7 protein-coding genes are annotated in these 12,008 nt (G+C 45.9%); 5 read left to right on the top strand and 2 right to left on the bottom strand.

Features of this window, described 5'->3' with window-relative positions; genetic code table 11:
• The first annotated feature begins 246 nt into the window (after window positions 1-246).
• Genes M2400_RS14445 through M2400_RS14435 form a run of 3 tightly spaced genes read left to right on the top strand, consistent with a single transcriptional unit; the run spans window position 247 to window position 5,657 of the window.
• On the top strand, window positions 247-1,200 hold the full coding sequence (locus tag M2400_RS14445) for a DUF4007 family protein (RefSeq protein ID WP_259196431.1): 954 nt from the start codon (window positions 247-249) through the stop codon (window positions 1,198-1,200).
• Window positions 1,193-4,759 (top strand): ATP-binding protein, encoded by a 3,567-nt coding sequence (locus tag M2400_RS14440; RefSeq protein ID WP_259196429.1) that lies wholly within the window; start codon window positions 1,193-1,195, stop codon window positions 4,757-4,759. The genes M2400_RS14445 and M2400_RS14440 overlap by 8 nt, the downstream gene beginning before the upstream one ends.
• Window positions 4,752-5,657 (top strand): phosphoadenosine phosphosulfate reductase family protein, encoded by a 906-nt coding sequence (locus M2400_RS14435; RefSeq protein ID WP_259196427.1) that lies wholly within the window; start codon window positions 4,752-4,754, stop codon window positions 5,655-5,657. The genes M2400_RS14440 and M2400_RS14435 overlap by 8 nt, the downstream gene beginning before the upstream one ends.
• A 50-nt stretch (window positions 5,658-5,707) precedes the next feature.
• On the opposite strand, the gene M2400_RS14430 is transcribed toward M2400_RS14435, so the two are convergent.
• On the bottom strand, window positions 5,708-7,678 hold the full coding sequence (locus tag M2400_RS14430; RefSeq protein WP_259196426.1) for a hypothetical protein: 1,971 nt from the start codon (window positions 7,676-7,678) through the stop codon (window positions 5,708-5,710).
• A 3-nt stretch (window positions 7,679-7,681) separates the two neighbouring features.
• Complete coding sequence (locus M2400_RS14425; protein WP_259196424.1) at window positions 7,682-10,084, bottom strand: HAMP domain-containing sensor histidine kinase; 2,403 nt, start codon at window positions 10,082-10,084, stop codon at window positions 7,682-7,684.
• A gap of 1,166 nt (window positions 10,085-11,250) precedes the next feature.
• Between M2400_RS14425 and M2400_RS14420 the strand changes: the two genes are divergently transcribed.
• Window positions 11,251-11,520, top strand: coding sequence for an Arm DNA-binding domain-containing protein (locus tag M2400_RS14420; protein ID WP_259196422.1), 270 nt, complete (start codon window positions 11,251-11,253; stop codon window positions 11,518-11,520).
• Between the two features lie 50 nt (window positions 11,521-11,570).
• Window positions 11,571-11,726 (top strand): hypothetical protein, encoded by a 156-nt coding sequence (locus M2400_RS33590; RefSeq protein WP_405046185.1) that lies wholly within the window; start codon window positions 11,571-11,573, stop codon window positions 11,724-11,726.
• Window positions 11,727-12,008 lie beyond the last annotated feature (282 nt).

The following is a 12,008-nucleotide window of genomic DNA, read 5'->3' as shown; positions in this document are numbered from 1 at the left end:
CCTCTTCTGCACACAAGCTCAAAAATTGTCAGGCCCTACGCTCCGCCACTTCATCTCCCTCAAGGAAAGCCCCCCACAGGCAGGAATGCTTCTTGGCGAATCTCTGCCGACCTGCTGCTTTTTTGGAGGCGAGTGAAACCCCTAGTACCTGCTTCACCCCTCTCTTATACTACCAAGCAACCGACTGGATGACCTCGCCAGTCACCCACCTTTTGCGCTGGCGATCTACGCCAGCTATGGTTTGATATGCGCGGACTGCTTTTTTCTGAAAACTATCGCCCCCTTTTTTCGGGTCACGAAACCTTCGCCTTGCGGCAGCTTTGGCTCAAAAAAGCATATGACGCAGTAAAGGACAGCTCCCAATTCGCACCAACGTCGAAACGGGGAGATCGCTCCAAGAACATCTTCGCGGATCCGTACGCCATCGTGACGCTAGGCGTTGGGAAAAATATGGTAAGCGCGATCAAGCATTGGGCGATTGCTTGTGACGTATTGTCCGACAAAAATGGTGAAATGATTGCGACCGCATTTGGCAATCAGATATTCGATAGGAACGGGCTCGACCCATACTGTGAGCACGCAACTACCATGTGGTTGGCGCACTGGAAACTGGCAGGTGGCTGGGGAATGCCAGAAAGAAGAACTCACCGTAGCTCCACTTGGTTTTGGGCTTTCAATCACATCCACGAGCAAAGCTTTACCTCTCAAGCCCTGATTAAGTCCCTTTCAGAATTTGCACACGAGCGCGGTATAACTATTTCTCCTGCCACGTTAAAGCGAGATATTGAAGTCTTCATTCGGTGCTACTCGGATCGAGCTGAGGGTACTTCAGTTGATGAACATGCGGATTCGATGCTCAGTGAGCTTGGACTCATTTCATCTCAAAGCAGAGATGAGTTCTCATTACGCAGAGGCAACAAATCAACCCTCACCGACGGTGCGTTTCTATACGCCCTTATCGAATTTTGGAATGAGTTCTCTCCAGATCAAGGCTCATTATCTTTTGAAACAATAGCTTATGAAATAGGTTCTCCTGGAAGAGTTTTTAAGCTTGATGAAGACTCAGTTGCCGAAAAACTGATGAATCTAGAAACAATTACAAACAAACAGTATCAGTGGGATGACACCGCTGGTTTACGTCAAGTGCTACGTAAATCTCCTATGGAACTAAGAACTGCCCTGGAGCTAGCTTATGAGTAAGTCGTCCACAGCTAAAAAAATACACACCCCAAAAAAAACGACTGTGGATACTACGTCAATTCATACCGTGAATTCAAAAAAAGAGCCTTCAGCAGAGATCACTCAGAATCTCGCAGGCGTAGTTACATTAACCAGGCAGTTCCAACGAGCAGTAACTCTTGATCAGGACTATGGTAATCCGGAAGCCTTAAAAGGTTACATTTGCCAGGGGACAGCTCGTAATGTTCTTGATGGAACAGCAAAACAAATAATAAATAGCTCTCAGCGTGCGTTTACGTGGACAGGTCCTTTTGGCGGAGGAAAATCATCACTAGCATTAGCATTATGCAGTCTAGTCACACCTAATAAAAAGCTAAGAAATACCGCCTATGACTTACTAGGCATTAAGGAAAGCAAAAGCTGCGAAACGGATATTTCAAAAGCGTTTGCAACTACAAAAGAAGGTTGGCTGGTACTTCCAATTGTAGGATTTCGAGGCAGCATCGTTGATGAACTTGCAAGATGTTTGGACAACCATGCACGCACGAATATCCTTGAACAAACAAAAGGTTCAACCCGAACTAGAACAATCGCAGTACTACAAACACTTTCAGAACAAGCGGAGAAGAGACCTGGCAACGGGGTACTGTTGGTTATCGATGAGTTAGGGAAATTCCTCGAAGCTTCAGCTAACGACGGAGATGATATATATTTCTTCCAAGAACTGTATGACACAGCTTCCAGAAGCAAAGAAAAAATTGTCATCGTCGGAATCCTTCACCAATCTTTTGATCAATATGCGAACCGACTTAACTCTGAACTTAGAGATGAGTGGCGCAAAATTCAAGGTAGATACATTGATATCCCATTAGTTGCCGCCTCTGACGAAATGGTAGAGCTCACGGGAAAAGCAATCCACACATCGCATGAACATCCTGAATCTTTGATTATCGCAAATCAAATAGCAGCAGCCATTCGTCACAGGCGTCCTGGCCTGAGTAGTACATTCGCCGAAAGCCTGGACCGCTGCTGGCCTCTCCATCCAATTACAGCCGCATTGCTTGGCCCAGCTTCAAGACGCAGATTTGGGCAGAATGAAAGAAGTGCGTTCGGTTTCCTTGCGTCTGTTGAACCTCGTAGTTTCCGAGAGTTTCTCAATACAACGGCACTGAATAAAAAGATCACATACACTCCAGCCGACTATTGGGACTACTTACGCATTAATCTAGAGCCCAGCATTATGGCCTCACCAGATGGTCATCGCTGGGCGCAGGGGGTTGACGCTGTAGAGCGTACAGAGGCCAAACAACGGGACGACGAGTTGCACGTCAAGATTGTCAAAACAATAGCATTGATTGAGCTTTTCCGTTCAGGATCCGGGTTATTAGCAGACGAAGGAACTCTTTTAACTTGCCTGCATGATAGTTCCGGAAAGCAGGTATCCGTAGATCAGCTACAATTAGCGCTTAAAGATTTACAGCGTTGGGCAATTGTTATTTACAAGAGGCACCAGGCATCTTGGGCCTTGACTGAAGGAAGTGATTTCGACCTCGATTCCGCGCTAGATAAAGAGCTAGCATCCATTGAAGAACCCGATCTCAAGCAACTCTCTGAACTGGTGAAACTCCAACCTATACTTGCTAAACGACATTACTGCGAGACCGGGAATCTTCGCTGGATGTTGCCCTACCTTGCGCATCCAAATAACATCTACAATCAAAATACTAACTCTATAGCGACAGATAAGAAAAGAGGAAAAAATAACGCCTCAAGTAGCGCTTTTGGATCTTTTTGCATCGTACTGCCCGCGAGAAACAAGAATATTCAACAAACCGTTGAGTCCATAAGACTACAGGCGGACAGGAGCGTCACTTCACCTATACTCGTAGGAGTGGCTGTAAACGGCGAGAACATTCGCGAACTTGGTCGCGAATTAGTAGCATACGAAAAAATTCGACGGACCACGTCGGAACTTGAGAACGACTCAGTCGCTCGCAGAGAACTAATCATCCGTATAACCGACGTTCGCACTCGACTACAAGATCAGTTGCGAGATGCCCTAGTTAATATTAAATGGTTAAACTGCGACAGACTTTCTATTAAACAGCCCGCTGAAAGCGATAAGACCTTATCACTCGCTCAAATTACTTCACAGCTAGCCGACAACCTTTTCTCACTGAGTCCACAAATATTTAGTGAATTGATAAATCGAGATACTCCATCTTCGAACGGGGCTAAAGCTAGAAGAGATCTCATGTACTCAATGCTTCGTCACGAAAGCAAAGAGCGTCTTGGCTTTGAGGGTTATCCAGCGGAGGCCGGCCTTTATCACAATATATTGGAAGCTAGCGGCATACATGGTTTAGTGGAGAAGCCAGTACTTGGCTCACCACCACGATTTGGGTTTCGTCCACCTACAGAGGACAATCCCGCAGCCAAGAGAGCAAACAGTTTTAAAGGCTTTTGGGCTGTAGCTGAAAAGCTTATTTCGTCCGACCAGAGCACCACATCGCTACCAACATTGTACGAAATTTGGCAAGGCCCAAACTTCGGCATACGACCTGGCGTATTACCGGTTTTATGGTTTGCCTTTTATTTGGCAAACAAACACCGGATGGCGATGTATAAGGACGGGATGTTTCTATCTGAGGTTACAGAAGTAAATATTGACGAAATGCTACAAAGTGCAGATAGATTCACGTTCAAAAATGTTGCAATTGACGAATTCAAACTCGAAATCCTTCGTGGAATCTCGAAGCATCTCAAGTATCTAGGGACGCCTACCCAAGCGGACCCACTACAGATTGCAAGAAAATTAGTATCTATTGTTTTTGAGCTACCACAGTGGACATATCGAACCGCCAACCTTAGCTCGAAAACGAAGCTTGTTCGAGACACCTTAATAAAAGCCAGTGACCCACATAAGGTTCTCTTTGTAGACCTACCGCTCTTGCTAAAAACGACTGACTCCTCAGGTTATCTGAAGGAGCTTACTAAAGCTCTGGCTGAGCTTTTTGATGCATACCCTAAAATGATTAATGATGTCGTTCGACGCACATTATCGTCTTTAGACGCATCAATGGAAAATGATCAAGCGATAAAGATGTTACATGAGAGATCAAAAACGGTATCGGGTATATCAGGCAATTTACAACTAGAAGCATTTGCATTACACCTTTCTACCATTACCAGCGATACAAAGTCTATTGAAGGGCTCCTGAGCCTCTCACTAAATAAATCCCCTCGCGATTGGAACGATAGAGATATAAATGCGGCTCTTATTCAGCTCGCCGAATGGGCTCTGCGCTTTCGTCAGATCGAAACCGTCAGCTCTATCCAAGGTCGCCCCCCAACGAGAAATGCAATAGCAGTGGTATTTGGGACTGGTGAATCAGGAAAAACCGTAACTGAGTCTTTCGATATTTCACCTGAAGATACAACCCATATTAGAGAACTCTCGGAGTTGATAATGCTCAGCGCTCAGGGAGTACGCCGTGAAGTGGTCCTAGCAGCGCTTGCCCAAGCAGGTACTCTCTTAGTAGAGATGGAAGACGTATCCAGGAGCAACAATAATGAGTAGTTCGTTATTACCAAAAAATTTAGAAGCGGCGTCTCAAACGACGTTGAGTGAAATTACGGTGCATAGGCATGTTCTTGGGCTGTCAGGGGGGCGTGACAGCGCTGCGCTTGCGGTTTATATGCGACTTACTAGACCCGAACTGGATATTGAATACTTCTTCACTGACACAGGCAAGGAGCTTCCTGAAGTATATGAATTCTTAAATCGCTTAGAAGGATTTTTAGGAAAGGCAATTCTGCGGTTAAATCCAGATAGGGATTTTGATTTCTGGTTGCGCGAATACGGAAATTTTTTACCATCACCAAGCACCAGATGGTGCACTAGACAGCTGAAGCTCCTTCCCTTCCGCCAGTGGTTGACTCCCTTTCTAACTCGAGGGGAACAGATAATCAGCTATGTCGCGATTAGAGCTGACGAAGACTATCGACAAGGGTATGCCCCAACTCAAAAAGGCTTAACCGTTGAATACCCCTTCCGAGAGGCCTCCATCGACAAGCAGGGCGTGATCGATATGTTGGACTCCTCCGGCCTTGGCTTGCCTAAGTACTACGAATGGAGATCGCGAAGTGGGTGCACTTTCTGCTTTTTTCAGCAAAAAATAGAATGGGTCAATTTAAAACGACAACATCCGGAGGCCTTTGAAGAGGCTAAACAATACGAGAAAAATGCACTTGATAATGGGTCGCCATTCACATGGACTAAAGGAGAGCCTCTCGAAGAACTGGAACGTCCAGCGCGCATCGCGCAAATTGAAGCAGATTTTTTAGAAAGAAAAGCCCGAGAGCAAAGCAGGAAAGTGGTTAACCCCTTGCGCCCCGAAAGAATAGCACTCATAGATATTGATGATTTATATGGCGTCGACGAAGGGGGAGGATCTTGTTTAGTGTGTCATAAGTAAATCGAGAGAAGTAGTTTGCCACGGGCAAACTACTTCTCCCAACCAAAACCTTACGGGCAACAGAACACAACGAAAAACCCGTCATCAAGACCTTTAAGAGCCTCGCTTTTCTGCATCAACGCTATGACATCCTGCTCATTAACAACCGTCTTAGCTTCTAATCGAGCAAGAATTACCTTTCCTGGCAAGATAACTTTGCATGGCAACCAATCCTTTGCACTCTCAACTTTAACTCCGGTAGCAAGCCCGCCAGCAACGGTATCTTTTTGGTCAACTGTAAGACCTTCAAAATACTGCAACATAGATTGAGCGAATTCGACGGACAGCTGTACCTTCCAATATTTATCATCACGTTGCCAAACACTAGCGTCCATTTCTAAGGTGTCTAACCTAGCATAATTATTTTGCGCAGATTTTTTATAAATTTTTGCACTATAGCGATAAACCTTAGGCATCCGTATGTGCGCAACTCGAGACGCTTGAGAAGTATATTTTGTTAGTACGCCATAAGCAGACTCATTCCTTAGCTGCCCTATCAACTGATAATCTTCTAAATGCTCAAGCACTTCACTCATGGATGGCGTATATGGGCGACGCAGATTCCATTGAACTGTATAAAATTCATCCGAATCTACTGTGGTGCAATAATAGGAGGAGTCTACTACCTTCTCTCCACTACCCACGGCATCGACACTTAGTTGATTACCGCGCATAAATAGATAATGAACATCTTCAGTTTCAGACAACCTAACTGATTGGATATCACAAGCTTGGGTTAAATTTATAAATATTTGTCCGTCGGATCTTCGTTTCACCAACGTACCGAACCGGAGGTACCGTTTCATCCAAACCAGGCGCTCCGTTAAAATAGCCTGAGGCTTATGATTATGCGCCTCCCTATCTACTTGTCCTTGCTCATCTTCACCGATCGCCTGGGGATAAGCCGGAGCGTCACTCTTAGGAAGCCACCAGGGCTCTCTATGCCAGATGATATCGCACATGAGGCTCCGGATTCCGTGCTGAGCACTTCGCACTTCTACCCCCTGATCAAGCATCGGCCCTACCTCGGGAGTTTCTGCTAAAGCCGTTTGCAGTTTTATTATCTCTTCAAATGGAAACCCAGCCTCTTCAGTTTCAGCACTTATACGCCGCGACAGTATGTCAGCTGTATACTCCTCTATTTTCATAGAATCTTTATCAGCAGTAGCTGACAACATAGCAAAAGCGCTGGCATCTAGGTCATAGAGACGCTCAACAACTTTTTCGCAAGCCTGATTTAAAGTTCGTTTCCAAGAGTCAATAAACTCCTCAATTGGTTTAACTATCTTTCTCTCTCGAGCAAGCTGTGTAAGTGCCCTTTCCCATTTCGCTTTAACATGGCTATCCAGGTTAGTTTGAACCGGCTTTGCCAAAATTCGAAACCGTGAGGCAGACATCCGACATTGATTTCGAACATGTTCGAACTCAGCTTGCAAGCCAGCAACGTTGGATGACATTAGGATGACCAGCAATGGATTTTCTTGCTCCTGATGCATCGCTTTAACTTTATTGATAAGCTTAATTGTCGCCTCAAAACTATCTTGCTCAAGGTAAAAATCAATGATCAATAAATCATAACGCTCAGGGAACTCTTCAACCTTTGGCGCGCTCCACTCGTCTAGAGCTATACCCTTCCCAGTGACCCAACTTTTAATTTGTACCAGCGGTTTATTAAACCCTTCACGCTGCTCGAGAACAGCAGCGTAAGTCTTCTGCAGTAACTCATCAGCCGCGTTTCTTACTGCATCTACGCGCAACCCTGCAACGCGATCGGACACTGTATTACTCGGTAGACCATGACGTTCTAGCTCTTCAATAAGTTTTTCGGTAATATCATGCTCGTCATCGGATAGCATTTCCTCTATATTCACACCAACAGCGTGTTCTTGAAGCCCCTTTAGGGTGACTGTCATGTCAAGGTCGTCATCAACTAGCAGTATCCGTGTCACGCCAGTTTCTCTGAGAAGTTGTGCTACAGTCATAACCTAAATCCTTGGAAGCTCAAGAGTAAATGTATGCAAATGCCCATCCTTATCCGAATCAGGGTCGAGAAATAGTTTCCCTCCATGATACTCGGCTACTTCACGAGCCAAATACAACCCATAGCCTTTACCTTTCTCTCTCAGACTAAAACCTGGTTGGAATATACGTTCCCGATCAGCGTAATCCACCCCAGTACCATTATCGGTGACCGACACAGTACTTGCCCTTGAATCTATTTCTATATCAATACGACCAGTGACATCTGGATCCTTTCGCTGCCCCACCCAATACACTGCGTTGCTAATAATATTCTCTAGGGCTAAACTTAAAAACCCAGGCACCATTCTAACCTTCACAGACGTTGATTTATGCGAACCGTCAACTGTGATACTTGCCTCGATGTTATGCCGTTCAAATCGCGAAGCATAACCAGCCAACACCGTTCTACTTAGCTTAACTACATCTATATCAGCTTTAGAGTGCCGAGCCCCCGGCATAAGAGGATCCAACTGCTTAAGTCTCGTGTTGATTGCCTTGATTTCGCCTTCAAGTTTATTTAACATATCCTTGGTTTGCCCATCGGCGTCTTGGGCTAGCTCAACCATTAACTTGCGAGTTTGTGCAGTAGTTCTCGTTAGCTCATGCATAACTCCATGCATGACATTCCCTATACCTGCTAACTCCAATATATCCTCTCGGCCTTCCGAAACTTTTTCTATTGCATTTTCAAACTTCTTTACTTGCGTACTAATAAAATGTAAATGTTCATCCAAAGAATTAACTGAAGATTTTAGATCCTTGGGTACATTTGCTTTAAGCTGCGACACGTCTCGCTTCGCTAGGGCAAGCCTGTCGTTTAAAGTGGAGGTACCATCGTTCACCAATCGCTCTAAGGCAGCACTTTTTAGCTTTTCATCTTGTTCCTCTACAAGAGATCGGAGCGGATTTATTGCGAACTCAAGCAACAATTCTTTTAACAAGCGCGCTTCTGGAGTATCTACCAAACCTTCACGATTTGTAAGGTCAACCAACCCTCTATTGTGGTCGTGTGTTATCTCAAGAGCTCCAATAACTTGAATTCTGTTAACTATATAACCGCCACCGCGGATCGCTTTATGATCCAAACCTAACCAATCACCATCTTGTTCCGACCCAGTAAATCCTACACGAAACCCATCGCGGTAAATAGCTATACCTCCTGACCATGTATCGAGCTCCCGCCTAACACTCACCCAGTTTTGCTTAACCTTTTCTTTTAAAATCCTCCGATTCAAACGGAGAATATTTATTGAGAAAGGGCCAATTGATAAAAGATCTCTTAACTTAACACCAAATTTTTTACATACGGAGCCCGCGCTACGTACTTGCGTGTCCTCTAAAGAGCCATCTAAAGAGCTTCTTATCTTTATAGTGATCAGAGCGTCACTTTCGTCTTCTACATCACCAGAAGTAAACGTTAAAGTTAAATGCTGATCTGCGAGTTTTTTTATCTCATCGGATAGTGGCGAAAAAGGTATCGGAATATTATCGTTTACTGTCAATCTTATTTTAAATTTCTTACCTTTATTAAATGGATTTCTCAACCGCCGGATGAAAGTTTTTAAACCTTCTTCTTCGACCCGGCTTTGTGACCATTCACTATTTAACGCATAAACACGGACAACAGTTCCTGATTCAGTAGATGAGGTAATATTAACATCCGACACACTCACCGGAATATCACTTACCTGAGCGTCTTCATTTTGGAACGCTCTCCAATCAAAATCGATTAGGGTAGCTTCACCTGAAGCAGTCCACGTTGTAACTTGGGCCCTTTCCCCCAATCTCATCATGGAAAGACGCCCGATGCCTTTGTTACCCAAATATGCGTCCACACCCTCTGGAGTATGCTCCCTAACCTTATAATCAGTCCCCACGGTGAGAAACACAGAATATATATTCTTCTTCTGTATTCCGCACCCTGCGTCTGAGACCTCAATAAAGTTAATCTCTTCTAATAAACTGACGAAGTTTTCCAGAGTTTTAGCTTGTTGTAGCTCATCCAATTTACTCTGTAAATGAGCGACGGTCTCACTTCCCAATTCAGTGAGCTCCGACAAAGACACCAACTCATCGAGAACCTCGTCCCGCCGCTCTGGAAATGCTATAGCCCCATCAAGGAGATCATTTATAATTTGTTTCAAATCTACGGTAGAAATCGGGCAAATAATTCGCACACCAACTTTTTCAGAACCGGCATCAAACGCATTTTTAATTAATTCGTTAATTGCGATCTCATCTGAACTAATCAGCTCACGCCCCAAGTGTATAAGCGTACGAGCAGCTACTCGAAAACCCACGCCTGCTTGGCCTGTAACGCTCGACGTTCCCTTTCGATCTGCTACGGCTGCGTTCCTTTGGCTCATATAAAAACCCACTAGTTATTTTTAAAAAATATGCATCTGTGAAAAAACCACTTGCGAATAACGTCGTTCTGAGAGCCCATAAATACAGAAGCTGGGATCACCTGCTCTTAAGCTGAACCAAACCCACCTCACAATCCAAAGCTCATGCTTCATTTTTCAGCAGGCAGATGGGGAGCTTCCGTACCAAAGCCCTCCATTTATAGCTAAGTGTGGTTGATAATGGTCTAACGGTGGCGCCGTTAACAAGGGGTGCAAGGGACAGCCGCCCGTCTCTCGTTCAGATCGTTTGCAATTTGAACAATTCAGCGTCAAAAATGGTGTACCCACCATGACTCAGCCTACGTGCTTGGGCATCTACATTTGCGTCATCACGTTACAGCATCCCCCCAGACACCAAAATAGGCGCTTCCCAAGCGCCCGCTCCTTGCACCAACGTGTTCATTCTGAAGCGTATTGGCTCAGCGCTCTATCTTGGAGCCGCTCCTGCGTGAGCTTTCCTTCCCGTTGCTGCTGATAGGAAGTGCTAGGAATAAAGCGAATACGGCCTCATCTATAACGGTCATAGCCAAAAATGTTGACGGAAGTCACTTTCCTGTTAGGTGGAAGGTTTTTTCTGCTAGAACTGGAATGAAAATGGATATGCGCTACCGCGGCGTAGGTATGACACATCTGATAGCTGATGGCTGATGGCTGATGGCTGATGGCGCAATTTTCAGTGCCACGCCCCCTGCTATGCGCAACGAAGGTCTGCTCTGGTCTCGAGCATCGAGCATCGAGCATCGAGCATTTCTAATGGGGGCTGACGTGGGGCCAATTCAGGTCGTCGACTATATACTCAACAAGACCAATCAACAGAATCCTAGGTTTCACCCTAAACAGTTGTGGGGATTAAAATCGGTATTCCAAATGGTATTCCACAAAAATTTTCAAACCGATAATTTAGTTTTAAATCAAATAGTTGAGAGACACGTTCAGATTACCCCGGCCCACCATTTAGTCTTCCCAGGAAGACCCAGAAAAGCCGTAAAGCCTAGAGAAATCAAAGCTTTACGGCTTTTTTCTTGCCCGCGTTTTCCCACCTAATCCCAGGGCATCCCACGGTTGACGGGGACATATATGGGGGCATAAAACGCTCATCAGCTCGCTCGGAGAGGATGTGCCCCCCAATGCCCCTGAAAGACACCAACTGCCGCAACGCCAAGCCTCAGGACAACCCCTATCAGCTGTACGACGAACAGGGTTTGTACCTGGAAGTGCAGCCCAACGGAGGCCGTTACTGGCGCTTGAAGTACCGCTTTCTGGGAAAGGAAAAACGCCTGGCTCTTGGCGTTTCCTCAGAGGTCGGCCTGCAGAAGGCTCGTCGCAAACGTGATGACGCTCGTGTTCAGCTTGCCGGCGGACAAGACCCTTCGCTGCAAAGACGCATGGCCAGATAGTCAGCCAGCTCGACCGCCAGCACACCTTTGAGTCGGTCGCCACGCAGTGGTTGAGTATTCGCGAGTCCACCTGGGACCCGGAGTACACCCGCACGGTGCGGCAGCGCCTTGAACTCAATGCCTTCCCCTGGGTGGGAAAACTGCCTGCTTGTTGTGCACTCAAACTTGCCCCTGAAAACCATCGCCTTACGAGAGAACCTGCATGACTGATCACGCAGATAAAATCCCGGCATGATTGGCTAATAGCCGCCAGCCGCACAGGCCGACGACTACATACCAATGAAATAGAGATTACCGTTCTTGTTGTAAATCGCTACGGGCCAGAAATCTTTAGGCCAGTTTCGTCCACTAGTCATACCAGGGACCGCAACGTCGTACCAATTCGCTGAGCATCCAAAAGGTGCGCGACACCGGCTACGATCCGTGTCGTGTAGCAGGGAGAGAGGAGTGACTACGGTCGCTAGATCTCGGGTATGCCTGCGCCTCTT

The sequence above is a fragment of the Pseudomonas sp. BIGb0558 genome (assembly GCF_024807515.1).
Lineage (GTDB): Bacteria > Pseudomonadota > Gammaproteobacteria > Pseudomonadales > Pseudomonadaceae > Aquipseudomonas > Aquipseudomonas yamanorum_A.
The sequence above is the reverse complement of the archived record's forward strand: the minus strand, read 5'-3'. Positions and strand labels throughout refer to the sequence as shown.

Bases quoted from the DNA above. Each gene is read 5' to 3' on its own strand.
- M2400_RS14440 (WP_259196429.1), top strand. From the start codon at position 1,193: ATGAGTAAGTCGTCCACAGCTAAAAAAATACACACCCCAAAAAAAACG.
- M2400_RS14445 (WP_259196431.1), top strand. From the start codon at position 247: ATGCGCGGACTGCTTTTTTCTGAAAACTATCGCCCCCTTTTTTCGGGT.
- M2400_RS14435 (WP_259196427.1), top strand. From the start codon at position 4,752: ATGAGTAGTTCGTTATTACCAAAAAATTTAGAAGCGGCGTCTCAAACG.
- M2400_RS14430 (WP_259196426.1), bottom strand. From the start codon at position 7,678: ATGACTGTAGCACAACTTCTCAGAGAAACTGGCGTGACACGGATACTG.
- M2400_RS14420 (WP_259196422.1), top strand. From the start codon at position 11,251: ATGCCCCTGAAAGACACCAACTGCCGCAACGCCAAGCCTCAGGACAAC.
- M2400_RS14425 (WP_259196424.1), bottom strand. From the start codon at position 10,084: ATGAGCCAAAGGAACGCAGCCGTAGCAGATCGAAAGGGAACGTCGAGC.